At 62.3% G+C, this 22,674-nt stretch carries 21 protein-coding genes and 2 pseudogenes; 10 read left to right on the top strand and 13 right to left on the bottom strand.

Annotated features, from left to right (window positions below; genetic code table 11):
• Nucleotides 1-13 precede the first annotated feature (13 nt).
• A complete protein-coding gene (locus tag LB569_RS20505; protein WP_224693876.1) occupies nucleotides 14-892 on the bottom strand; it encodes a LysR substrate-binding domain-containing protein in 879 nt (292 codons plus the stop codon).
• A gap of 113 nt (nucleotides 893-1,005) precedes the next feature.
• Here LB569_RS20505 and LB569_RS20500 point away from each other — a divergent pair, with 113 nt between their 5' ends.
• Both LB569_RS20500 and LB569_RS20495 read left to right on the top strand, forming a co-directional pair.
• Nucleotides 1,006-2,214, top strand: a complete 1,209-nt coding sequence (locus LB569_RS20500; RefSeq protein ID WP_224693875.1) for a trans-sulfuration enzyme family protein — start codon at nucleotides 1,006-1,008, stop codon at nucleotides 2,212-2,214.
• Nucleotides 2,207-3,604, top strand: a complete 1,398-nt coding sequence (locus tag LB569_RS20495) for an amidase (RefSeq protein WP_224693874.1) — start codon at nucleotides 2,207-2,209, stop codon at nucleotides 3,602-3,604. Before LB569_RS20500 ends, LB569_RS20495 begins: the two co-directional genes overlap by 8 nt.
• Before the next feature lie 812 nt (nucleotides 3,605-4,416).
• Here the strand turns inward: LB569_RS20495 and LB569_RS20490 are convergent.
• From LB569_RS20490 to LB569_RS20470, 5 genes and pseudogenes are all read right to left on the bottom strand, one after another.
• Nucleotides 4,417-4,738 (bottom strand): annotated as a pseudogene (locus tag LB569_RS20490) (transposase); the annotation flags it as partial.
• Complete coding sequence (locus LB569_RS20485; RefSeq protein WP_224693872.1) at nucleotides 4,726-5,535, bottom strand: crotonase/enoyl-CoA hydratase family protein; 810 nt, start codon at nucleotides 5,533-5,535, stop codon at nucleotides 4,726-4,728. The gene LB569_RS20485 and the pseudogene LB569_RS20490, both read right to left, overlap by 13 nt.
• A gap of 35 nt (nucleotides 5,536-5,570) precedes the next feature.
• On the bottom strand, nucleotides 5,571-6,269 hold the full coding sequence (locus LB569_RS20480; protein ID WP_318013132.1) for an acyl-CoA dehydrogenase family protein: 699 nt from the start codon (nucleotides 6,267-6,269) through the stop codon (nucleotides 5,571-5,573).
• Nucleotides 6,266-7,885, bottom strand: a complete 1,620-nt coding sequence (locus LB569_RS20475; protein ID WP_224693871.1) for an AMP-binding protein — start codon at nucleotides 7,883-7,885, stop codon at nucleotides 6,266-6,268. The genes LB569_RS20480 and LB569_RS20475 overlap by 4 nt, the downstream gene beginning before the upstream one ends.
• 10 nt (nucleotides 7,886-7,895) lie before the next feature.
• Complete coding sequence (locus tag LB569_RS20470) at nucleotides 7,896-8,999, bottom strand: glycine cleavage T C-terminal barrel domain-containing protein (protein WP_224693870.1); 1,104 nt, start codon at nucleotides 8,997-8,999, stop codon at nucleotides 7,896-7,898.
• 112 nt (nucleotides 9,000-9,111) lie between these two features.
• Between LB569_RS20470 and LB569_RS31965 the strand changes: the two are divergent.
• The 3 genes and pseudogenes from LB569_RS31965 to LB569_RS31845 form a co-directional block, all read left to right on the top strand.
• Nucleotides 9,112-9,186: pseudogene (locus tag LB569_RS31965) on the top strand (hypothetical protein); the annotation flags it as partial.
• Between the two features lie 43 nt (nucleotides 9,187-9,229).
• The gene (locus LB569_RS20460) at nucleotides 9,230-10,021 is read left to right on the top strand and encodes a LysR substrate-binding domain-containing protein (RefSeq protein ID WP_224693869.1); all 792 of its coding nucleotides are present in this window, start codon (nucleotides 9,230-9,232) and stop codon (nucleotides 10,019-10,021) included.
• Nucleotides 10,022-10,089: 68 nt separating this feature from the next.
• Nucleotides 10,090-10,215 carry a hypothetical protein gene (locus LB569_RS31845; protein ID WP_263494838.1) on the top strand — a complete coding sequence of 42 codons (126 nt, stop codon included), beginning with the start codon at nucleotides 10,090-10,092 and terminating at the stop codon, nucleotides 10,213-10,215.
• Nucleotides 10,216-10,761: 546 nt separating this feature from the next.
• Here the strand turns inward: LB569_RS31845 and LB569_RS20455 are convergent.
• From LB569_RS20455 to LB569_RS20445, 3 genes are all read right to left on the bottom strand, one after another.
• Nucleotides 10,762-11,448 carry an ABC transporter permease gene (locus LB569_RS20455; RefSeq protein ID WP_224693868.1) on the bottom strand — a complete coding sequence of 229 codons (687 nt, stop codon included), beginning with the start codon at nucleotides 11,446-11,448 and terminating at the stop codon, nucleotides 10,762-10,764.
• 1 nt (nucleotide 11,449) lies between these two features.
• Nucleotides 11,450-12,172, bottom strand: coding sequence for an ABC transporter permease (locus LB569_RS20450; protein WP_224693867.1), 723 nt, complete (start codon nucleotides 12,170-12,172; stop codon nucleotides 11,450-11,452).
• Between the two features lie 72 nt (nucleotides 12,173-12,244).
• Entirely contained in the window at nucleotides 12,245-13,030 is a 786-nt protein-coding gene (locus tag LB569_RS20445; protein ID WP_224693866.1) for a transporter substrate-binding domain-containing protein, read from the bottom strand.
• Nucleotides 13,031-13,469: 439 nt separating this feature from the next.
• On the opposite strand from LB569_RS20445, the gene LB569_RS20440 reads away from it, so the two are divergent.
• Both LB569_RS20440 and LB569_RS20435 read left to right on the top strand, forming a co-directional pair.
• Nucleotides 13,470-14,741 (top strand): amidase, encoded by a 1,272-nt coding sequence (locus LB569_RS20440; protein WP_224693865.1) that lies wholly within the window; start codon nucleotides 13,470-13,472, stop codon nucleotides 14,739-14,741.
• A gap of 152 nt (nucleotides 14,742-14,893) precedes the next feature.
• Entirely contained in the window at nucleotides 14,894-15,865 is a 972-nt protein-coding gene (locus tag LB569_RS20435; RefSeq protein WP_224693864.1) for a LysR substrate-binding domain-containing protein, read from the top strand.
• Between the two features lie 78 nt (nucleotides 15,866-15,943).
• Here the strand turns inward: LB569_RS20435 and LB569_RS20430 are convergent, their stop codons facing one another.
• Together LB569_RS20430 and LB569_RS20425 are read right to left on the bottom strand one after the other, a co-directional pair.
• Complete coding sequence (locus LB569_RS20430; protein WP_224693863.1) at nucleotides 15,944-17,086, bottom strand: aminotransferase class V-fold PLP-dependent enzyme; 1,143 nt, start codon at nucleotides 17,084-17,086, stop codon at nucleotides 15,944-15,946.
• Between the two features lie 4 nt (nucleotides 17,087-17,090).
• Nucleotides 17,091-18,110, bottom strand: a complete 1,020-nt coding sequence (locus LB569_RS20425) for an ornithine cyclodeaminase family protein (protein ID WP_224693862.1) — start codon at nucleotides 18,108-18,110, stop codon at nucleotides 17,091-17,093.
• A 106-nt stretch (nucleotides 18,111-18,216) separates the two neighbouring features.
• On the opposite strand from LB569_RS20425, the gene LB569_RS20420 reads away from it, so the two are divergent.
• The 3 genes from LB569_RS20420 to LB569_RS20410 are packed head-to-tail and all read left to right on the top strand — an operon-like array spanning nucleotide 18,217 to nucleotide 20,064.
• The gene (locus LB569_RS20420; protein ID WP_224693861.1) at nucleotides 18,217-18,573 is read left to right on the top strand and encodes a hypothetical protein; all 357 of its coding nucleotides are present in this window, start codon (nucleotides 18,217-18,219) and stop codon (nucleotides 18,571-18,573) included.
• Complete coding sequence (locus LB569_RS20415) at nucleotides 18,521-19,657, top strand: NAD(P)/FAD-dependent oxidoreductase (RefSeq protein WP_224693860.1); 1,137 nt, start codon at nucleotides 18,521-18,523, stop codon at nucleotides 19,655-19,657. Before LB569_RS20420 ends, LB569_RS20415 begins: the two co-directional genes overlap by 53 nt.
• Nucleotides 19,658-19,713: 56 nt before the next feature.
• Complete coding sequence (locus tag LB569_RS20410) at nucleotides 19,714-20,064, top strand: RidA family protein (RefSeq protein ID WP_224693859.1); 351 nt, start codon at nucleotides 19,714-19,716, stop codon at nucleotides 20,062-20,064.
• Nucleotides 20,065-20,390: 326 nt separating this feature from the next.
• Here LB569_RS20410 and LB569_RS20405 read toward each other — a convergent pair whose 3' ends face one another.
• Together LB569_RS20405 and LB569_RS20400 are read right to left on the bottom strand one after the other, a co-directional pair.
• Nucleotides 20,391-21,530 carry an alpha-hydroxy acid oxidase gene (locus LB569_RS20405; RefSeq protein ID WP_140710011.1) on the bottom strand — a complete coding sequence of 380 codons (1,140 nt, stop codon included), beginning with the start codon at nucleotides 21,528-21,530 and terminating at the stop codon, nucleotides 20,391-20,393.
• A 33-nt stretch (nucleotides 21,531-21,563) separates the two neighbouring features.
• Entirely contained in the window at nucleotides 21,564-22,661 is a 1,098-nt protein-coding gene (locus LB569_RS20400; RefSeq protein WP_140710013.1) for an isocitrate/isopropylmalate dehydrogenase family protein, read from the bottom strand.
• Between the last annotated feature and the right edge of the window lie 13 nt (nucleotides 22,662-22,674).

Here is a 22,674-nt window from a genome sequence, read left to right as displayed (position 1 = left end):
TACACACGGCGGCCTATCCTGCGGCGCGCTTCAGCTCGCGAATGAAGTCCTCGAGGATGCGCGATGGAAGCCGGTTGGGCGGCGTGATCAACAGCGTCCGGAAATGCAGCGCCGGCTCGAAGGGCCGCAAGGTCAGTCCGTGTCCGACATAGGGCTCGGCCGTCAGCGGGTTCACCAGACCAAGCCCGATGCCTGCCGCCACCATGGAGCAGATTGTCGTCGAGTAGGGCGTTTCGATTACGCTACGGATGGTAATGCCGGCCGCCTCGAAGGCTTGCTCAGCTTCACGGCGCGTCGTGTCTTCGGGGGCAAGCGCGATGAAGGGCTGATCCACAAGGTCGGCGGGGCGGATCACGTCGCGCTCCTCAAGCGGGTGGCCTTCCGGCAAGGCGACGGCGACGCGGAAGCGAGCGAACTCCATGACTTCGACCCCGGTCCGGTCGATCTCGTCGGCGACCACGCCGAGGTCGAACTGGCCGGAGGCGACGAGGTCGCGCACGACCGACGACATGCGCGCCTGAAAGGTGATGGCGATGTTGGGATTGCGGTCCATGAAGGCGCGCAGCGCCCGCGGCAGCACATTGGTGGAAAGCGCCGAAAGGCAGGCGATGCGCAGTTCGCCCGACCCGTAATCGCGGATGCGTGCAGCGGCGCCGCGCAGATGGGTGAGGCCGAGAAACGCCTGCTCGACCTCGCGAAAGAACAGCTGCCCTTCGGGAGTGGGCTGCAGCCTGCCCTTGATGCGGTGAAAAAGATCGAAGCCGAGCGAGCGCTCGAGCTCCTGGATCATCTTGCTGACCGCGGGCTGGGAAATGTGCAGCACCTCCGCCGCCCTGGCCGTCGTGCCATTGGTCATGACGACCCGAAATACCTCTACCTGCCTCAAGTTCACGACCAGACCCGCCTTCCATCCATAACTTCAGCGAATAACCATAGCCTGCGTATGCGCGAGGGGGAATTGTTTCTCCTCGGCATGCGACACGGTTCCCATAGGAATGCCGAGTCATGACGAACGACCTGACGCAGTGTGTTTTGAACCCGACAGTCGCCACTGAAGGCTTCGATCCTTTGGCCGTGGGCGTTCATCGTGCCTCGACGATCGTTTTCAAGGATGCCGCCGCATACGCCTCGCGGGGGGAGCGCGGACATCAGGGTTATTCCTACGGTCTCTACGGCACGCCGACGACGCGCACCCTGGAGGCGAAGCTCACCAGTCTTGAATGCGGAGCGTGGACATTCCTTGCGCCGTCCGGCCAGGCCGCCAATGCATTGGCGGTGTTGCCGTTCGTCAACGTAGGTGACCACGTGCTGATCGTGGACACCGCATATCCGCCAATGCGAGACCTTGCGGAGACGGATCTGCGGCGCCTCGGCGTCGAAGTCGATTTCTTCGACCCGCTCTCGCCGGATGATGTCGCGCGAAAGATGCGCGACAAGACGCGAATCGTGTGGTGCGAAAGTCCCGGCTCGACGACGATGGAGGTGCTCGATCTGCCAAGGATTGCGGCGATCGCGCATGAACACGGCGCGCTTGTCGGCGTCGACAACACATGGGCGACACCGCTGAACTTCAAGCCGCTGCACCACGGCGCCGATATCGTTACCGAGGCGCTGACGAAATTCGTCTCGGGCCATTCTGATGTGCTGATGGGCTCTATCACGGTGAAGGACAAGGCATTGATCCAACCCGTACGCTCGCTGATCGGCCGTATGGGCATCGGCGTCTCGCCCGACGACGCCTCACTGGTGCTTCGTGGCTTCGAGACGCTGGGCATACGGCTGCGCCATTCCGAGAAAGTGGCGTTCGATTTCGCTGAAAGGATTGCCGGCCATCCGCTGGTCGATCAGGTGCTTCATCCCGCTTTGGAGACCTGTTCCGGCCATCCGATCTGGAAGCGTGATTTCCTGGGCTCCAGCGGCGTCTTCAGCGTTTGTTTCGCGCGGACTGCTTCAACGCACGTTGCCGCCGCCCTTGACGCGTTGCAACTGTTTGCCATCGGAGCATCCTGGGGGGGTACGCGGAGCCTGGCGGCTCCGATGTCGGTCGACCGGTTCCGCAGCGCGACACGGTGGGACGGAGCCGAGGTCATCCTGCGGCTCAGCGTCGGGTTGGAAGACGAGGCGGACCTCTGGGCGGATATCGAGCGGTTTTTCAATCGCCTCGAAGCGCTCGTGGCGGCCGACCAGCCCATGCAAGCGGTCAGCCATGGTTGATATCGGTCTGCTCTCCCTTACCGATCTCTCAAGACTGATCCGGGCGAAGGGGCTGTCTCCAGTCGACATCACCAAGAGATATCTGGAGAGGATCGCTACGCTCGACGAGCAACTGCACAGCTTCAATTGCCTACGTGTGGAGGAAGCGCTCGAGGACGCTGCGGAAGCCGAACGCAGGATAGCCGGTGGGGGATGGTTGGGTCCGCTTCATGGCATCCCGATCGGCATCAAGGACTTGATCGACGTTGCGGGTCTGCCAACGACGGCACAGGCCGAACACCGGCGCAACTGCATCGCCGGGAAAGATGCCGGTGTCGTTGAAGCCTTGAAGGGCGCCGGCGCAATCATCCTCGGAAAACAGGCGACAGCCGAATACGCGGTGAGCGGAACACAGATGGACCTTGGATGGCCGCCGGTGCGCAATCCCTGGGACGTCGATCTCGACCCGTCGTCGTCGTCGAGCGGCTCGGCCGCCGCTGCCGCCGCCGGCCTGTGCGCGGGTTCGGTTGGCACTGAAACCGCCGGGTCCATTCGCGACCCTGCGGCCTGGTGCGGGGTCGCGGGGCTGAAGCCCACGAACGGACTCGTCAGCACACGCGGCGTCCTGCCTCTATCGCGGTCGATGGACTGCGTAGGTCCTATCGCCTGGACCGTCGAGGATTGCGCCTTGATGATCTCGCAGATGGTATCGTCAGATCCGCAGGACACCGGGATCAAAGGCTTCGGGGGGCCGGACATCTCGACCCTTTCCAACGGAATCCGTGGACTGCGCATTGGGGTCGTCAGGCATTTCTACGAGGACGCACCCGACATCGACGATGACGTTCTCGATGCGATGGAAGGCTCCCTCATCACATTCGAAAAGCTTGGCGCTCGATTGTCCACCGTCCGGTTGGCTGAATTCGACGCCTATTGCGCGGCCGCGCGCAGCATTTCGTGGCCGGAAGAATATGCCGAGCATTGTGATGAACTGGAAGCGCACCCCGACAGGTTCCATCCGGTGAGCCGCTCGCGCCTGCAGGACGGAAGGGAAGTCATGGCTGCGGATTATATCCGGGCGCGGCGGCGACAGGCTTCTCTGACAGCGGAGATGGGTCAGATTATGTGGGACATCGATGTCCTGGTATTGCCGACGAACAAGAAGCCGGCGCAGGTGCTGGGCTATGAACACACACCGCTCCGGCAAGCGGAACTATCCTTGACGCGGCCGTTCAACCTGACCGGAGGTCCGGCTCTTACCCTGTGCAACGGCTTTACAGCGTCCGGACTGCCTACCTCGATCCAGATCATCGGCAGGCGTTTCGAGGACGACACGGTCCTGAAAGTCGGACATGCTTTGGAAACCGCGCTTGGGCTGCGAAAGCGACGTCCCGGGATTGCTGCGCTGTGATCCGCAAAGATATCACGATCGCGCTTCCGCATCCAAATCGCCGCGGATCAGAAAATCGTCTTCTCCTTACCGATGAGGGGTATCAGCAAGACACTGGAGGGGTTTGTGGTCAAACGCACCACGGCATTGCGATAGAGCTTCATGAGCACGGCTACAGGCCAGGCGATCCGAGAGCTCCCCCGCTGACGGTCTGAATCGAACAACGCCGACGCGCGACCGCGGCGGCTTTCCATTCAACCGTGAAGCAGCCGCGTTCCTGGGCTCGACCTGTGTTGAGGGCGTGATGAACGCGGCCGCTCGCCAAGCACCTGAGCGCATCGTCGATGGCTCGATTGTTCATCAAGTGCAATTGCTTCTGCTGGGTTATCTGCGGCGTCGATGAATTCGACGCTTATCGAGCCCATCTAGTTCGAGGACTTTCATAGGGCTGCCGGCGCCGCGCGGCGGCCCGAGGCGATGAGCGGGAACAAGATGCGGTTCTAGAGTAGTGCGATAGGCGAAACGTATTCGTTATGTTTGTCCTGCGCGGAGCGCCATCTCACTCCTGTTCCGAGGCCTGGCGGACAGCTAAGCCAACCTCGCCCCCGGTCAGGTCTTGACGAGAAGACCCTGAGGAAGAGGTCAATGCCCGTTAAGAAATCCATACGGTCATCGTGAACGCGCAACTGGCCAGCTACGCTACGCGCGAACGGGTAATCGCTCGGGTCGAATTGAGACCAGACAGTCGACGCCGAATCCGGGGAACTGGATCCGTCGAGGCCGCACGCGCGAGTGAACTGCGCACTAGCAGAATTCTGCCGACCGACACCGAGGATAGCCATGAGTGCCTCCCACTCGTCGCTCATCAAATGCGCGTGGATTTCGATCTGTGTTTCGATCGCACGTTAGGGCGGGACGCAACGAAAGACCGATCACGACTGCGGCACGTGCGTCACCGGCCGGAGTGCCGAGTGTGACGTTGGTCGGCCGCTGCACCATCGCCATGACCGGCGCTTTTTCCGTCTTCACCTGACCTTCCGGCCCGGCCCGGAGGTGGGTCACCCGGTCGCTTTCGGGGACTTCCCCGAGATGGAAATGGTCGATCTCAACCGTGCCGTCGAGCATGTTCTCCCGAGCCACCATCAGCCGCGGTGCGGTCGTACCCGCGGGGCACTCTTGTCAGCGAAGGCAGCCAGCCGGGCGCGGGCTTCGGGCTGGGTGTTCACGACACCGGCCACCACGGCCTCGGCGTAGGCCGCATCCATCGCCGACATATTTTGCATATGACTGACGGCCGAGCAGATCGCGAAATTCGACAGGGGCAGGTTCTGCGCCGCCTTGCGGGCAAGTTCCATCGCCTTGTCCAGACTGGAGCCTTCGACCATGTACTGCGCAAGCCCGAGATCGACGGCCTCTTGTCCCTGATAGACGCGGCCCGTCAGCATCATGTCGATCATGCGGGCCTTGCCAACGAGGTCGGTGACCCGGATCGTGGCGCCGCCGCCGGTGAACAGGCCGCGCTGGCCCTCGGGCAAGGCGAAATAGGTGGTCTGGTCCATCACCCTTATGTGAGCCGCGCTGGCCAGTTCCAGCCCGCCGCCAACGACAGCTCCGTTCAGCGCCGCGACGATCGGCACGCCACCATATTCCATCTTGTTGAACGCCTCGTGCCAGCGCAGGCAAATGTGCATGAAATCCGCCGGGCTGCGGTCGGCCTGGTGGTGCTCGATCAGGTCCAGCCCGGCGCAGAAATGGTCGCCCGATCCGGCCAGTACGATGGCGCGGACGCCGGCGCGAGGCGCCGTGGAGAAGAACTCGACCAGTTCCTCGATCGTGTGCGAATCCAGTGCATTGCGCTTGGTCGGACGGTTCAGGGTGACCACCCAGACGCCGTCGTCATGGACGGCGATGTCCAGGTTCTTGAAACGGGCAGTGTCGATTTGGATGGCCATGATGCGTTCCTGTTCAGAAGGTAAAAAGGGGGCGGTTAGCCAAGCGAGCCATCGTCGGCAACCATGAATTTCGGCACCAGAAACAGGCTGATCCCCTTGGTCCCCTTGGGCGCATCCGGCGTGCGGGCCAGCACGAGGTGGATGATATTCTCGGCCAAATCATGGTCGCCATAAGTGATAAAAATCTTGGCGCCGCTGATCCGATAGCTGCCGTCCGCCTGCGCCTCAGCCCTGGTGCGCAACAGGGCCAGATCGCTGCCCGCCTGCGGTTCGGTCAGGTTCATCGTGCCGGTCCAGACGCCCGCAACCAGCCTGGGCAGGTAGGTTTCCTTCATCTGAGTATCGCCGAAGTGGCGCAGCGCCTCGATGGCCCCATCGGTCAGCAGCGGACACAAGGCAAAGCTCATGTTGGCGGCGTTGAGGATTTCGCCCGCCGCGGCGCCCACGGTTCGGGGCAGGTCTTGCCCGCCATATTCCGACGAATGGATCAGACCCTGCCAGCCCATCTCCACGAACTTGGCATAGGCGGCGCGAAAGCCGGGCGGGGTGGTCACATGGCCGTTTTCGCACAGCGAGCCGGCATGGTCGCCCGGCTGGTTCAACGGCGCGATTTCCTCGGCGCAGAAGCGGCCGAATTCCTCCAGAACGGCGGCGGCCATCTCCAGATCAGCCTCGCCCGGCGCGATATGGGCGATGTTGAACATCAGATCCTTGACCGGGGCTTCGTAGGTCATGCCTGTGGTCCCATGTCACGGGCGGCGGCCCGCAGGACGAACTTCTGGATCTTGCCGGTGGCGGTTTTCGGCAGGGGGCCGAAGACCACGGTTTTCGGCGCCTTGAAATGCGCGATACGGTCGCGGCAGAAGGCAATGACCTCCGCCTCGGTCGCAGTCACGCCCTCACGCAGTTCGACAAAGGCGCAGGGGCTTTCGCCCCATTTCGGATGCGGGCGGGCGACAACAGCCGCGGCAAGTATGGCGGGGTGGCGGTACAGCACCGCCTCGACCTCGACGGAAGAGATGTTTTCCCCGCCGGAGATGATCACATCCTTCAGCCGGTCGCGGATCTGGATATAGCCGTCGGGATGCACCACGGCAGCGTCGCCGGACCAGAACCAGCCGCTCGCGAAGGCCGTCGCAGTGGCGGCGGCGTCCTTGTAATAACCCTTCATCACGGTGTTTGCGCGAATGGCGATCTCGCCCTGCGTGACGCCATCGCGCGCCACATCGGCCCCGGTGGCGCGGTCCACCACGCGGATGTCCTCCACCATCGGAAAGGCCACACCCTGCATCGCCTGTTTCTCAGCTCGGGAAGAGGCGGTCAGCGCCTCCCAGTCCTCCTGCCACAGGCATTGCGAGATATGTCCATAGGTCTCGGTCAACCCGTAAACCTGCATGACATCCAGACCCAGGGCCGCCGCCTTTTCAAGAATTGCGGGCGGTGGCGGCGCGCCTGCGGTCAAGACCCTGATTTTGGGATCAAACGGCTCTGCCGGCGCATCCGGGCTGTCGCACAGCATCCGCAGCACGATTGGGGCCGCGCCCAGATGGGTGACGCGATGCAAAGCCATGGCGGCCAGCAGTTTGGCGGGCGTGGCGTCACGGGTGAAGATCATGTGCCCGCCGACAATCGCCATCGCCCAGGGATGGTTCCAGCCGTTGCAATGGAACATCGGCACGACGGACAGATAGGTCGGATGCGGCGGCAACGCCCAGCCCGCAACCGTTCCCATCGCCATCAGATAGGCGCCGCGGTGGTGATAAATCACCCCCTTGGGCCGCCCCGAGGTGCCTGAAGTGTAGTTCAGCGCCAGCGCCTGCCATTCGTCCTCCGGCAGGGTCCATGCCATCGGCGGATGAGCGGCCAGATCGTCATAGGTCGACTGGCCAAAGCCCTCTGCGTCCTTCACATCGGCGATATCGACGACCGCCAGCGCCCGCCCCATGATCCGGAACGCCTGCCGCAACAACGGCGCCAGGGCGGTATCGGCGATCACCAGTGTTGAGTCCGAATGGTCCAGTATATGGGCCACCGTCTCCGGCTCGAGCCGGACGTTGACCGTATTCAGCACCGCACCCAGCAGGGGCACGGCATAGTGCAGTTCAAAGAGTTCCGGGATATTTGGGCACAGGACGCAAATCGTATCGCCTTTGCCCACCCCCATCGCCGCCAGACCCGCCGCCACCGAACGGCACCGCGCGCCGGTTTCGCCCCATGTGCGCCGAATGTCGCCATAGGTAACGGCGGGGCGGGTGGCATAAACCGTCTCGGCCCGCTTCAGAAAGGACAGCGGAGACAGCGCCACATGGTTGGCCGCATCGCGCAGAGGGGCGTCGTAGTGCTGGTGCATGATGCGATCTTTACAGGAAGGGCAGTTCGACCAGCTTCGCCGCAATCGGCCCCTGATCGCGCAGCACCTGCACGGTTTCGCCAACAGGCACGCTGGCGTCGATCAGCGCATAGCCGATGTTGGCCTTCATTCGCGGCGACCAGACGCAGTTGGTCATCATGCCGATGCGCCGGCCATCGCGGGTGATGTCCTCGCGCCGGAAGCCCAAGGGCGCAGGTGTCTCGCCGTCCAGCACCAGGCCCAGTTGGTGGCGCTTGACGCCCTCGGCCTTGACCCGGCGCAGGGCCTGAATGCCCACCACATCATCGGCCACATCAAGGTCGACATATTTGCCCAGACCCACCTCGAACGGATTGGTCATATCGTCGGTATCGCCGCCGACAGAGACCAGACCGCTTTCTGTGCGTTCAGCTGTAGCGGGCGCGCCGGGGCCAATCCCCCACGGCTGGCCTGCCTCCTTGAAGATGTTCCACAGTTCGGTACCGCGCGATCCGTCCTTCAGATAAATCTCGAACCCGCCCTGCTTGGACCAGCCCGAGCGCTGCACGGCGACCGGAATCCCCGAGATTTCCGTCTCGCGGAACCAGAAGTATTTGAGGCCCCGCACCCAGTCGCCCAGCACATGTGCCACGACATCCTCGGCCTTAGGACCCTGCAGCGCCATGGGCGAGACATCCGGCTCGCTAACCTGCACATCCAGACCACGCTCGGCGGCGATGGCACCGGCCCAGAACCAGACGTCGCTGTCGGCAATCGACAGCCAGTAGAGATCGTCCGCCAGTTTCAGGAGAATCGGGTCGTTGATGATCGTGCCGCGATGGTTGCACAGCGGCACGTATTTGCCCTGACCGACCTTGCAGGCCGACAGATCGCGCGGCGACAGGATCTGCGCCAGGCGTCCCGCATCCGGCCCCTTCAACTGCACCTGACGCTCCACCCCCACGTCCCATTGCGAGACACCGTTGATCAGCCGCCAGTATTCCGCTTCGGGATCGCCGTAGGAGGTCGGCATGATCATGCGGTTGTAGATGCTGGCGGCGGTCATCCCTTCTGCGACAGCGGAAGTATAAAACGGCGACGGACGCAGGCGCGCCGTTGGAAAAACTGCAAACATCGAACCCCTCCCGGTGGATGCCATTCAATGATCTCACTGGCGCGATCTCGTCAAACGACGTATTCATGGGCAATGCCCGTACAAAAAGTTATGGCTCCGTTTTGAGGCGCGCGTGAAGCCTGATGTTCCTCCCCTGACATGGCTGCGCGCCTTTGAGGCTTCGGCCCGCACGCTGAGCTTCACCCACGCGGCCGCGGAACTGCACATCACCCAGGCCGCCGTCTCCAAACATGGAACAGCAGTTGCGCCAGCCCCTGTTCATCCGCCGCCCGCGCGGGCTGGAGCTGACCAAATCCGGCGCCGCCTATCTGCCCAAGGTGCAGGACGCGATGGAGCGTCTGGCCATCGGCACGTGCGAGGTGTTCGGCCAGCGCCGCGCCAACGCCCTGACGGTTCGCTGCGCGGTCTCCTTCGCGGTCAACTGGCTCGCCCCGCGCCTGCCCGACTATCTGAACCGCCATCCGGGCAAGAGCCTTCGCCTTTTGTCCAGCGTCTGGAACGATGCGTCCGACGCGCAGGATTTCGATCTGGATATCCAGTACGGCACCGGCCATTGGCCCGGCTTCAACAGCCACCGCCTAACATGCGAGACGATCACCCCGCTGTGCGCGCCGGGCCTGGCGCTGAACACGCCGGAGGATCTGCGCCATCACCGCCTGTTGCATGTGTTGGGTTATCACGAGGGCTGGGGGATCTGGCTCAAAGCGGCGGGGGCGAAGGGTGTCGACGCAGGCTCTGGTCTGCATTTGGACACGTCCCTAACGGCGTTCGAGTTGGCGGCGCAGGGTGGGGGCGTGGCGCTGGGGCGCAAATCTCTCGCCGGAAACGCATTGGCATCTGGACGGCTGATCGCGCCTTTCGAGCTTGCCGTGCCGATCGACGAAGCATTCCATTTAATCCGGCCAGCGGGCAGCAGCACGCATCCGGACGCCGATTTTTTTGTCCACTGGCTGCTGAACGTGGCAGACGTGCCCGTGGCCAAGGTTTTTGGCACAACTGACGGAGGCTCTGGCTCATCCTGACGCGCAGGCAATACTAAGATCAGCTTCAGCGAAGGCACGCCGAACATTGAGGCGCGCGCGGATATCAGTTGGCACGCGTTCTCGATAGTGCCACCGTTGGCGGCTTGGATGCGCTTGAGAAATACATCCAGCCGCTTGCCATCGGAAACCAGCCGGTAGGCGATCGGTTCGGCGCCGATGCCGTCCACTTCTGAAATGATGGCCGTGCCGAGATCGCATCCGGACAGGGAGCAGTCGCAATTATACCCGCTTTCTTGCGAGAAACGGTGGGCGGGGCCGCCAGCATCGGTCGTGCACAGGACGTTGCGGAACATATCGCGAGTCCGGCGGCGGCACGCGCTCCCATCCAGGCACCGCCCAGCAGCGCCTGGAAGATAATTATGAGGGCAGCGGCAATCGCCGCGGATGTTGGCCATCGTGCGCAGGGCATCTTGATCCGGCTAGCCCCTGTGAAAGGCCGAGCGATCGCTGGGCCAACGCCGGCAACTCCAACCTCGCTTGTCCAAACTCGCCACGCTGACGTTGGTTGCCCGATACAATGGATGCTGTTGGCCCGACCACGCTTCTGTCGTGAAGAAGCCGCTCAGGTACTTCACGTTCTTGTCATCATGGATGACTTCCAAGCTGACCGCAGTGCTCCATCCTGAAAGCTGGAGTGTCAGCGCGTAAGCCCGATGCGCCAAGCCGGGCGCCGCGAAGGCTCCGCGGCTGGCGCTGGCGATCCCGGACTGAGGAGTTAATCAATAGCGCCGAGCAAGCCGCCTCTCGAAGTATCCGAAGCCGGACGTCACCATTAAGGCAAGCAGGAAATACCCAAGCGCTGCGGCAAACAGAGGCTCGTAAACCCGAAAAGTCTGAGCACGAACGAGGTTCGCGGCTCCCATCAATTCGAAGACGGTGATCGTCGAGGCCAGCGCGGTGCCCTTCAACAGCAGGATATTCTGGCCGCCGATCGCCGGCAGCGCCAACCTGAAAGCCTGAGGGAGCAGCACGGAAATCATGATCCGTGTTTTCGACAGGCCAAGCGACTGGCCGGCCTCGCGCTGTCCCTCCGGGATTGACCGTATCGCGCCTTTCCAAATTTCGCTGCAGTAAGCCGCCGTGTTCAGGGACAGCACGAAAAACGCATAGCAGGAGGCACCTCGCAAAAGGGGCCACATCACGCTGTATCGTATTGTGGGGATGCCGGCGAGGATCTGGCCTACGCCGTAGTAGCAGAGGTAAAGCTGGACCAGCAGTGGAGTGCCCCGAAATACCAAGGCGAAGGCATCCGCTGGATAGCGCACCCATCGCCTGCTGGACAGACGAGCCAAGGCGATCGGGATCGCAAGCAGATTGCCGATCACCGCGCAGCCGACAAACAGGACAATGGTTGTCTGAATGCCTGCCAGGAGTTGGGTTGCGAGGTATCCCTCAAACTCTGTCACGCTATTTTCGCCTCCCTGGATTGGCAGTGGCTGCTTCCAAGCCCTGAAAAAGCATCGCCGACATGCCCGACATCACAAGGAACACGAATGCGATCGCGCAATAGAACACGAAGTAATCGTGCGTTGCGCCGGCGGCCATTTTGCCCGCCAGGACAAGCTCCGTAAAACCGATGAGGCTGACGAGTGAGCTTTCCTTCAGGACGACAAGCCACAAATTGCCAAGGCCTGGAAGCGCCAGGGGGATCATCTGCGGCAAGGTCACCAGGAAGAATGTCTGGCGGCGTGTCAGGCCGAGTGCATGGGCTGCCTCGATCTGTCCTTTTGGGATTGCGACGATCGCACCACGCAGGACCTCGGTGCTGTAGCCGCCCTGCACGACGCCGAGCGACAGCGTCGCGGCGACAAATCCGTTGAGCTGAAATTCCGAAGTCAGTCCCGTCAGGCTCACGACCCAGCGCAGCGCGTCGGTCGCGGTATAGTAGACGAGAAAAATGATGAGGATGTCAGGAACGGACCGGATGATCGTCGTATATGCACCGGCTGTTGCGCGAGCCACGCGGTTCTTCGAGATCTTGGCCACGGCACCGACAAGCCCGAGCGCCAGGCCGACGAGATATGCGCTTATCGCAATGCCAAGGCTCAGGCACGCGCCGAAGAGCAATTCGTCGCCCCAGCCCTTGTCTCCGAAGCTGAGCAGGGTCAGCCAAGACACTGTCGGGTTCATAAGGCGGGCTCCAGTTCAATGTCGACGGTGCCGGCCGCGATCGAGGGCCGGCACCAGGCGTGAACCAGTCGATCAATCGCCGTAGATATCGAAGTCGAAATACCGCTTGGTGATCGTGTCGTACTCACCACTGGCCTTTACAGCCTTGAGCGCGGCATTGAGGCGGTCCCTGAGAGCGGTGTCCTCCTTGCGCACGCCGCCGCCGTCGCCATAGCCAAACATCTTCTCATGCGGCAGCGTCACTTTGATCTCGTAGGCTTGGCCTTCTGGCTTCTTCAGGAAATCCTGGATCTGGATTCCCGCCGCCGCCATCAGGTCCACGCGTCCGGCCTGGATGTCGGCGATTTCGTCGTCGAGTGTCGGATAAACCTTCACCTCGGCGATGCCGTTGAACTTTTCCTGCATATAGGTCGCCTGCAGGCTCGCACTTTGTGCCGCCACGGTAACGCCCTTGAACGTGTCCGGCTTGGTTACATCAAACTGCCGCGTGTCGGCTTTTGCGCCGACAAGGACGTTGGGCGAATAATAATACTTGTCGGTGAAATCGATCACCTCCTTGCGCTTGTCCGTGATCGACATGGAACTCCAGATGACGTCGAACTTCTTGGCCAGCAGGGCCGGAATGATGCCGTCCCAGGCGATGTCGACGATCTCGCACTTCGCCTTCATCTCGGTGCAAACGGCGTTCATCATGTCGATCTCCCAGCCCTGCCACTTGCCGCTGGCATCCTTGACCGAGAAGGGGGCGTACGGCTCGGCGGCAACCCCGAAGCGGATGACGTCATCGGCCGCCGAGACAGGGCCGGCGGCGCCAAAGACCGCCGCGATCAATGAGACGACGACTGCAAGCTTTTTCATGGTTGTTCCCCTTTTTGCGTGTGCACTTTTTGATTGCGCATTGATGCCATGACCGCTTGGGTACTCCCCTTTTCGAGCGGATAGTCCGCCCAATCAGGTGAGGCTTCCCAGCGCAGTGTGCGGAAACGCTAGCAGTTCAAATCGAGCCGATCTAATGCTCTCTCCAGCGCGGTTCATCACCAATAGTTATGAGAGTCAAAACCTCGCACAAAGCAGTTGACCCTTTGCCTCGACCCCAAAGCGTATCGATGACCGTCGCACCGGTTGAGCGAAACTATGAGTTTTCGGTGCCAGTCCCACGGGCGGAGACATAGGCCCGGGCCTGTCGATCAATCCGTGGCTGTGTCATCGTCGGTCTTATGCTGTTGCCTGAGGTTGCCTGATGAAAAGCAGTGCTTGCGGTTCTGTCGCTGAGACGAGTGCTAGGATCACCGCCGGCTTGTCGCCGGTCAACATCGTCGAAGGCTGCCTCGAACGAATCCACGACCTGAACGGGCAGATCAGGGCGATGATCTACGTTGACGAGGCTGGCGCACTCGATGCGGCACTGCGCGCCAGAGACGAAATCCGATCAGGTCACAGGCTTGGCCCGCTGCATGGCGTGCCCATCGCCATCAAGGATGTTCTCGATGTCGAGAATTGGCCGACGACAGCCGGATCTCGTCTGTTTGGCGACCGGATCGCCCAGAATACCGCCGCCTGCGTGGCCGCCCTTCAGGCGGCAGGCGCGATCATCATCGGCAAGACCAACCTTCATGAACTTTGCGTCGGCGGGCATGACAACCCCTGGTTCGGCAAGGTCGTCAATCCGCTTGACGAAAGCCGGGGGACTGGCGGCACGAGCAGTGGATCGGCTGCCGCGGTCGCAGCCGGCTTTTGCGCGGCTGCTATTGGCACCGACACTGGCGGTTCAAACCGCTCTCCGGCCGCTGCAACGGGATTGTTTGGTTATAAGCCGACGAATGGTCTGATCGACACAAACGGCGTCATGAGCACGGCACCCTCGCTTGACTGCGTCGGCGTTCTCGCGCGCTCGGTGAGCGACGTTCGCCTGGTGACCGAGGTGCTGGCTGGAAAACGGCTCAGTCCATCAGGGAACGCTCACATGGAATCGCGGGACGGCATCACGATCGGGGTCTGCCCTGATCTGCTTGGCGCTCCCATCGACAGCACCATCGAGATCTCATTAGCCACGATGCTCAATCATCCGAAGGTAGGCACCATAGAAGTTGCCTTTGAAGACGGTGAGGCATTCGTCGCCGCCGGCATGACGATCCTGCAATACGAATTTGCAAAAATGTACCGTGATCCTATCGAGCGGAATCCAGATCTGGTCGGCGACGCGGTTCGCGCCTTCCTGCAGGACAGCATTCGCATCAGTGACGATGCCTATGGTGAAGCTGCCGAGATCCGGGACAATGTCCGCAGGCACTTTCTGGAAAATTTGGCAGGCGTGGATGTTCTGGCTATCCCGACAGCTCCCGGATCGGCGCCCCGCTTGTCCGACGAACTCACGCACGTGAACGGAGAGATGGTGCCGTGGGGACTTGCCGGCGGTCGATTTCGTCGCTGGGCAAATATGCTCGGTGTGCCGGCTTTGGCGGCGCCGCTGGAGGTGCCGAACGACCTCCCGGTGTCCATACAGCTTGCCGCTCCCCCCGGCCAGGATGCCGCCTTGCTCCAATTCGCCGACGTGCTGACAAGCCGCTGAAGGGTCCGCTACGGATCGCCAGGGTTCATAACCCTGAGGAATAAACTTCATTCGTTCATCCATTGGAACATCCGGTGCGGGCCGTTAACATCGGCGGCGCCGTGGCTTGCTTTGACGGCGCATCGACCGTTCGACGAGGCAGGTGAGCGTCCATGAAATTCAACGAGAAGGACACGGTTACGAAGGAGACGGAGTTTACACCTCGAGAGATCGAGGTTTTCGCCTCAGTGATGCTGCATGGAACGACGACCAAGGCGGCCGACGCCTTGGACATCACGCAGCCTGCTGTAAGCAAAATGCTCCAGCACCTCACCGAGAAGGCGGATTTCCAGCTTTTCCGAAAAAGCCGGCAACGGCTGATCCCGACTCCCGAAGCGCACATGCTCTATGCCGAAGTGCAGCGCGTTTTCGAGTCCGCGCGCGGCATCTCGCGGGCTGCAAAGGAGATCCGCGAACTGCGTAGCGGCAGACTGAACATCTGCGCGCTTCCCGCGTTCGGTTCAACGATCCTGCCGTCGATCATAACGAGCTTCTCAAAACAGTATCCATCCGTGTCCATTTCGCTGGATATCCGCAGCTCCGCGACCGTGGTGCAAAGAGCTAGCCGAAATCAGCTCGACATCGGCATCGGCGTCACGGCATCGGAAGATAACCCCTCGATCGTAAGGCGCGCGCTGACCGCGACGCCGCCCGTATGTGTCATGCCGGCGGGGCATCCGCTGTCTCAGCTTGAAGTGATCCAGGCGGACGACCTCGACGGTCTCGACTTCATATCGATGGGCTCCGCCGATCCGATGCGGCGGCAACTCGATGCGCTTTGCGATAAACGGGGGATCAGCCGCCTGCTTAAAGTGGAGGCCAGCCTGTCCGGTGCCTGCATCGCACTTGCTGCCTCCGGCGCCGGCGTGACGGTCGTTGACCGGCTCTCCGCCTGGATGGCGCGCGACCTGCCGATCGAAATCCGGGACTTTCGGCCCCATCTCGATCTGAACCTGAGCGTCTATCGGCCCTGGGGCGTCATCGCATCGACGGCCGCGGACGCCTTTACCGAGCATCTCATTCAGACCACGCGAAGCTTCATGAACGGCGTCGACGCTGGAATAACCGCCTTGGGATCAAGGTAGGATCAGGTCCTGGCATGGCTTGGGGCGATGGCCAGACACGGCGCCCCGACGCCAGTTTCGACTCATGTCTTCGCTAGACTAGCGCAGAGGTAGGTTCTGAAACAGGCGATCAACATCCTCTTCGTCATTGTAGACATGTGGCGACACGCGCATCTTCGTGCCCCGCAGCGTGACGTGAACATTTGCCTGTTTCAAATCCAGCGCAGCATTCGGTGCCAGCCAGTCGCCAATATCGAGGATCGAGATGTGAGGCGTCGGCATTCGTGGACGCGCAACCTCCAGCCCTCTGCTCTTCGCCTGGGCCCAGACGAAGTCGTTGAGGTAACGGAGGCGCTCGAACACGCGCTCGACCGACCATCCCTGGATGAGTTTCATCGCCGCGATGGCGATAGGCAGGACCGCGAAATCGGAACGTTCCCCCATGTCAAAGCGCCGAGCGCCAGGAAGAAACTTCGCCACCGGCACCTTATAGAAATCAGACTTGTCGCCACCCAGCCGGTTCCATGAATGATGCTCGAGAGTGCGTCCCTCTTCGTGCCAGCTTGGGTCAGCGTAGAGGAATGCGAGGCGATATGGACCCAGCAGAAACTTGTAGGTGGCAAAGACCAGAAAATCCGGTCGGACGCGACCGACGTCGAAGGGCACCGCACCAACCCACTGCGTGCCGTCGACGACAAGGGCAGCCCCCGCTGTCCGCGCTGCGACCGCCACGGCCTCTAGGTCGATCGCCATCCCTTCGAACCAGTGGACCAAGGTGCCCGCGACAACCGCGATGGGACGATCCGAGTTCCGGATCGCCGATACGATCGCGCCAGTCCAGTCGCCGTCGGCGGGTTGCGTAACGATATCCACGAAAGCCCCGGCGCGATCTGCAAGATCGTACCAGACATAGCGATGTGAGGTGTGCTCGTTCTCCATGAGAAGGATCGCCGAACCGGCCGGGACCGGGACATTGGCGGCAGCGATCGCCATGCCATAGCTGGTGGCGGCCACTATGGCGATGTCGTCGGCATTGGCCCCCACCATCGAGGCGGCAAGCTGGCGCGCCTGCTCCACCTCGTCATAATAGGATGCGATGGTCATCTTCCAGGGCTCGGCCTTCACCCTGACGCCAGCCTCTCCGGCCGCGATGGCGGCTATCGGAATCGGGGACATGTAGGCGGCGTCAAGATAAGCAGTGTCGCGAGTAAGCGTGAAGAGATCGCGCTGGCAGCTCAACATGGCATCACAACCTGAAATCAATTGGAGTGCCCAGCCCGGCATTCCGGGCGGAGAAGTAGACAAGGTTGGCGAGCTCGATGTCCTGGGCGGGAACGCCAAGAGATCGATAAAGGGTGATGTCCGCGTCGCTAGTGCGGCCAGGTTGTGCGCCGGCGAGGACCTCGCCGATTTGGCCGCGAACATGATCGCGGCCAATCATGCCACTCTCGATTGCTTCGATCAGCTCTCCTGCGGCTGCGAACGCCATGGGCAGGTAGTCCACCCAGATCAGCGATCTGCGCACGCACTCAAAGTCGATCTCGCGGCATGCAGCCACGCTTGCCCCGACAGCATTGATGTGGACGCCTTGCGGCAACCATTCGCCGAACAGCACCGGCTCTTGGGAAGATGTCGTCGTGCAGATGATGTCAGCTTCGCGAACGGCTTCGGCAGCGTCGTGATGCGCCTGCGCCTCGAAGCCGGATGTCGTAATATCCTCGGCGAAGCGCTGTGCCTTTGCAAAATCACGACCCCAGACGTGGATCACGCGGACTGGACGCACATGAGCGATCGCCTCGACATGCCGGCGCGCCTGCTCGCCATAGCCGAACACGGTCAGTATGGTGCTGTCGGGGCGCGAAAGCGCCCTAGTGGCGACAGCACTGGCCGCGGCTGTCCGCCATGCCGTGATCTCGCCCCCGTCGATCAGGGCAACAGGGCGCCCGTGTTCTTTGTCGAACAGAAACACCCCACCACGGTGGGACGCGAGCCCGTGTGAAAAATTGTCGGGAAATACCGACAGCACCTTCGCCCCGAACAGCGGCCGGTCGTCTAAGGCAGCGTACATCAAAGACAGGCAGCTTCCCGCCGCCCCCGGCAGCTCGAGCGTGCGCCTGATCTGCTGACGGGCGACGCCGTTCGAAGTCTTGAGCAGCGCCGCCTCGGTCGCCTCAAGCACCTGAGGGAAAGACAACGCCTGCCGGATCGCGTTCTTGTCGATCAGCAGGAAGCCCGTCTCGGCATTCACCTTTGCAGTCTCTTCCATTCGACGCCCTCGTGTGCACCAGACGTTTGAAAAGCCTAGCATTGCCTCGGCACGCCGATGACAGCGGAATTCATAACTTCGAACGAGAAGTTGACGATGTCCGATCATGCACCGCATCGATCTGCTCGAAGCGAGCGCGGTTCATAACTTTTGGCCATTAACGGCAGTGGTCAGTTCAATTGACCGCGATTGCCACCCGTCGCAATGTTTTCACGCAGAATCGGATGCCGCGCTTGTTAACAGCCGTGATGTGTCCGCCAACGCAAAAGTATTATCGCCGCATCTGGCAGTGTCAGAACGCATATCCATCCCGGTCGTCGCTCTGCAAACGGCGGCATGGAGGATTTTGGCTCGCCAATATCAAGACACCGATTGGCGCGAGCAATGCGAGTTCATTGGAGGTTTTCTATATGCGCGTCGTCGTCATCGGTTCTGGCATCGTCGGCAGCTCTGCCGCTTATGAATGCGCGAAGGCGGGCGCAAACGTGGTCGTGCTGGAGGCCGGGAGGATCGCGGGAGGAACGTCGGGGGTAAGCTTTGCCTGGACAAATGCGACGACCAAGCGGCCCCGGCCCTATTTTGATCTGAATGTCGCGGGCATGCGCGCCCATCTGGAGCTCAAGCGCGACTTCGGTGTTGCGCCCTGGTTCACCCAGACCGGCAGTTTCGATTGGCGGACGGCTCCGGAATCCATGGACGACTATTTCGAGAACTTCCGGCAGATGAAGGAATGGGGCTACGGCGTTGAGTGGATCGACAAGAAGCTCGTCGGCGAGATGGAGCCCGATATCGATGTATCGGCCATGGGCGACTATCCAATCTCGTACTACCCGGAAGAAGGCTGGGTAGACCCAGTCCTTTACTCGGCCTGGCTTCTCAGGGCAGCGAAGGAGCGCTGGGGAGCGCAGTTGAACGTCAATTCGCGCGTGACCCAGGTCGAAACCGAAGGCGGCCGTGTCCAGGCGGTCCGCACGGCAAATGGCGAGCGATATCCTGCGGACGCTGTCGTGAACTGCACGGGCGGCTGGTCCAGCCAGAGACTCGGCGACGCGCAGGGTATCCCGCTGTCTTCGACGATTGGCGTGCTCGCCTTCACCCCACCGGTGGCCTTGACGCTTAGGAGCCAGTTACATGCCGATGATCTGGATATCCGTCCTGATGGTGCTGGCCGGATCATGATCCACAAGGTCTCGGTGGACCTGACCCTCAAGAAACCGGAAGCGCTTAGCCCCACCGGTGATGAGGCGGCAGCGTTGTTGGAAGCGGCTAGCAAGGTCCTGCCGGCGCTCCAGTCCGCTGGCGTGGAAGCCATTCGCACGACCGTCCGGCCATTCCCAGAAGATGGCTTTACTTGCGCTGGCGCGATGCCTGACATCGCCGGTCACTATATGGCGGTGACGCACAGTGGCGTGACGATCGGGCCGCAGTTGGGCAGGGTGGTCGCCGACGAGGTCGTGCGCGGCAAGATACACGACGAAATGGAAACATTCCGCCCGCATCGGTTCTTCCAAGCACATGCACAACGCTCCAGCGTTGCGCACGCCTGACCTCTTTCGAGGCAAGCCGGCCAATCACCTGCTCAGCATAGCTAGGACCCTACTTCATGACGAAAATCGAACGATTCGAAAAAAACGAGCGGTTGAGCCGCATCGTCGTTCACAACGGAACGGTCTATCTCTCCGGCCTGACGGCGGACGACAAGAATACCGACACGTCCGACCAGACGCAGCAGATCCTGGAAAAAGCGGATGCTCTTCTGCGCAGCGTCGGTGCGGACAGATCGAAGCTGCTGTTCGCGCAGATCTGGTTGCGGGACGTCCAGGACTTCGACGCGATGAACAAGGCTTGGGTCAAATGGCTCGTCGGCGCGGAGCCGCCGGCGCGCGCCACGGTGGGGGCGAGTTTCGCGCTACCGGAGATACGAGTCGAAATTCAGTTTACCGCAGCGATCTGACACACACACGCCGCGTCCAGGCAGCGAGACCACCGACCGAGCCTTTCACTCTGTCGACAACCAAATTCGCACGATAGCTTATCATCGGAGGAGCATACCTGCCACTTCCGCCCCATTTCGGCCATTCCGGAACATGGCCCAAGGGCCGCTCATGTTCGGCAAGCAGGCGGGTTTGGCGAAAGTCGACTGAAGGGTTCGCGGGCCTATACGGAACCATACGGGAAGCGTCGTAGATTTGGCCCACGAAAAATGTAGTGAAATCAACGATTTCATTACATCCTCCGGGCCCACCATTGGCTTTGACCCAGTACGCGCGCGAGGCATCGTCAGGCTATCAGGTCGGGTCCCAGCCGTCCGAAGCCCGGCACGCCGCTGAGCTTCAGGCCGTTGGCGACTTCCTCCAGCAGGATGTCGAGCACCCTGGCCACGCCTGCCTCGCCAGCCGCGGCGCCGAACAGGGCGGCCCGGCCGATCGCCGTCGCGGATGCTCCGCTTGCCCCGGCCTTGATGATGTCCATGCCCGTGCGGATGCCGGAATCGATGAGGATCGGCACCTCGGACCCCAGCGCATGGCGCATTGCCGGCAGCGCGTCGATGCTCGATATGGCGCCGTCGAGCTGGCGGCCGCCATGGTTGGACACCCAGATGCCGTCGGCGCCGGCCTTCACGAGGCTTGCGGCATCGCCGGCATGCAGGACGCCCTTGACCACGAGCCGGCCCTTCCACCAGTCGCGGATGCGGCGGAAGTCGTCCCAGTCGAAGCCGGCATGGAGGTTGGCGCCGACACGCGCGGCGATGGTCAGTCCGGCGCTGGTGTCGCCGAGATAGCCGCGCACATTCTCGAACCGGGGCAGCCCGCCGCGCAGCAGGCGCAGCGACCAGCCGGGATGCAAAAGGCCCTCGAGGAGATGCCGGGGCGAGGGGCGCAGCGGGATCGATATGCCGTTGCGCAAATCCTTTTCGCGTTTGCCACCGGCCTGCAGGTCGACGGTCACGACCAGCGTCGAATAGCCGGCCTCCTCGGCCCGTCGCACGAGCTGGCGGTTGAAGTCGAAATCCTTGAGCACGTAGAGCTGGAACCAGAGCGGCCCCTGCACGGCCCTGGCCATGCGCTCGATGCCGGTCGTCGACATGGTGGACAGCGTATAGGGGATGCCGCGCGCCGCCGCTGCCCTGGCGATGGCGATGTCGGCCCCGGGCCTGACCAGCGCGCAGGAGCCCATCGGGCTGATCACCAGCGGCGTCGCGAAGGTCTGCGACCACAGCGATGTGGTCAGGTCTGGACGGGAGACGTCGGTCAGCACGCGCGGCACCAGCCGGATGCGCTCGAAGTCGGCGCGGTTGGCGGCCAGCGTCAGCTCGTGGCCGGCGCCGCCATCGACGAACTCGAAGATCGATCTGGGCAGGCGGCGGCGCGCGCGTTGGCGAAAATCCTCGACCGAAACCATGCGATCGAGCGATCCCATCTCAGACCTCGCCTGTCAGCATGCCCGCCCGCCTCATGCCGGGCCGGCGAGGCGATCGCACACGGCCTGCGTAATCTCGCGGGTCGAGGATGATCCCTTGAGATCGGTGCTGAGCAGGCCGCCGGCAAGGCAGCTTTCGGTGACAGCGCGGATGCGGTCGGCGGTCCGGTTGAGCTTTCCGTCGTCATGCCTGTGGCCGAGCCAGTCGAGCATCGAGGCCGCGGACAGGATCGTGCCGTAGGGATTGGCGATGCCCTTGCCGGCGATGTCGGGCGCGGAGCCATGCGCGGCCTGGAAGAAGCCGTTTGTCTCGCCGATCTCGGCCGACGGCGCCATGCCCATGCCGCCGACGGTGGCGGCGGCGAGGTCGGACAGGATGTCGCCGAACATGTTCTCTGTGACGATGACGTTGAAATGGCCGGGCTTGAGCACGAGATGCATGGCCATGGCGTCGACCAGCGCATGTTCGGTGGCGATATCGGGATGGTCCTTCGCCACTTCGTCGAAGACGGAGCGGAAGAAGGCGTAGCTGCGCAGCACATTGGCCTTGTCGCAGCAGGTGACGCGGCGCACGCCGTCGCGCGGCGCGCCCTTTGACTGGCGTGCCAGCTCGAAAGCCTTGCGCACGATGCGCTCGATGCCGGCGCGGGTCTGCACCAGCGTGTCGACCGCGACCTCGCCGCGCAGCAGCGCGCCCGAGCCGCGCGCCGCGTAGAGCCCTTCGCTGTTTTCGCGCAGGATGATGTAGTCGATGTCGCCGGCCTTCATGCCGCTCAGTGGACTCTGCACGCCTTCGAAGAGCCTGATCGGGCGGATGTTGGCGTAGAGGTCGAGGTCGAAGCGCAGTTTCAGGGTGAAATCGAGGCCGGCTTCGGTGCCGTCGGGATGGACGACGCCGGGCAGGCCGCCGGCACCATGCAGGATCGCATCCGCCGCCCGGCAGGCCTTGAAGGTCGGCTCGGGAAAACTCTGGCCGGTTTTCAGGAAATGCTCGGCTCCGGCGGGGTATTCCGTGAAGCGCAACGGATTGCCCGACCCGAGCGCCGCCTTCAACACCTCGATGGCGGCGGCGCAGACTTCCGGGCCGATGCCGTCGCCATGCACCACCGCGATTTCGTAAGTTTCCTTCATCGGTGGACACCCA

Origin of the sequence: Mesorhizobium sp. BH1-1-4 (assembly GCF_020165665.1) — a bacterium.
Classification (GTDB): Bacteria; Pseudomonadota; Alphaproteobacteria; order Rhizobiales; family Rhizobiaceae; genus Mesorhizobium.
The sequence above is the reverse complement of the archived record's forward strand: the minus strand, read 5'-3'. Positions and strand labels throughout refer to the sequence as shown.

What these genes read in the sequence shown, in the direction of transcription:
- LB569_RS20500 (WP_224693875.1), top strand. Translation starts at nt 1,006, where the DNA reads ATGACGAACGACCTGACGCAGTGTGTTTTGAACCCGACAGTCGCCACT.
- LB569_RS20495 (WP_224693874.1), top strand. Translation starts at nt 2,207, where the DNA reads ATGGTTGATATCGGTCTGCTCTCCCTTACCGATCTCTCAAGACTGATC.
- LB569_RS20485 (WP_224693872.1), bottom strand. Translation starts at nt 5,535, where the DNA reads ATGGCCATCCAAATCGACACTGCCCGTTTCAAGAACCTGGACATCGCC.
- LB569_RS20480 (WP_318013132.1), bottom strand. Translation starts at nt 6,269, where the DNA reads ATGACCTACGAAGCCCCGGTCAAGGATCTGATGTTCAACATCGCCCAT.
- LB569_RS20475 (WP_224693871.1), bottom strand. Translation starts at nt 7,885, where the DNA reads ATGCACCAGCACTACGACGCCCCTCTGCGCGATGCGGCCAACCATGTG.
- LB569_RS20470 (WP_224693870.1), bottom strand. Translation starts at nt 8,999, where the DNA reads ATGTTTGCAGTTTTTCCAACGGCGCGCCTGCGTCCGTCGCCGTTTTAT.
- LB569_RS20460 (WP_224693869.1), top strand. Translation starts at nt 9,230, where the DNA reads ATGGAACAGCAGTTGCGCCAGCCCCTGTTCATCCGCCGCCCGCGCGGG.
- LB569_RS20450 (WP_224693867.1), bottom strand. Translation starts at nt 12,172, where the DNA reads ATGAACCCGACAGTGTCTTGGCTGACCCTGCTCAGCTTCGGAGACAAG.
- LB569_RS20445 (WP_224693866.1), bottom strand. Translation starts at nt 13,030, where the DNA reads ATGAAAAAGCTTGCAGTCGTCGTCTCATTGATCGCGGCGGTCTTTGGC.
- LB569_RS20435 (WP_224693864.1), top strand. Translation starts at nt 14,894, where the DNA reads ATGAAATTCAACGAGAAGGACACGGTTACGAAGGAGACGGAGTTTACA.
- LB569_RS20430 (WP_224693863.1), bottom strand. Translation starts at nt 17,086, where the DNA reads ATGTTGAGCTGCCAGCGCGATCTCTTCACGCTTACTCGCGACACTGCT.
- LB569_RS20425 (WP_224693862.1), bottom strand. Translation starts at nt 18,110, where the DNA reads ATGGAAGAGACTGCAAAGGTGAATGCCGAGACGGGCTTCCTGCTGATC.
- LB569_RS20420 (WP_224693861.1), top strand. Translation starts at nt 18,217, where the DNA reads ATGCACCGCATCGATCTGCTCGAAGCGAGCGCGGTTCATAACTTTTGG.
- LB569_RS20415 (WP_224693860.1), top strand. Translation starts at nt 18,521, where the DNA reads ATGCGCGTCGTCGTCATCGGTTCTGGCATCGTCGGCAGCTCTGCCGCT.
- LB569_RS20410 (WP_224693859.1), top strand. Translation starts at nt 19,714, where the DNA reads ATGACGAAAATCGAACGATTCGAAAAAAACGAGCGGTTGAGCCGCATC.
- LB569_RS20405 (WP_140710011.1), bottom strand. Translation starts at nt 21,530, where the DNA reads ATGGGATCGCTCGATCGCATGGTTTCGGTCGAGGATTTTCGCCAACGC.
- LB569_RS20400 (WP_140710013.1), bottom strand. Translation starts at nt 22,661, where the DNA reads ATGAAGGAAACTTACGAAATCGCGGTGGTGCATGGCGACGGCATCGGC.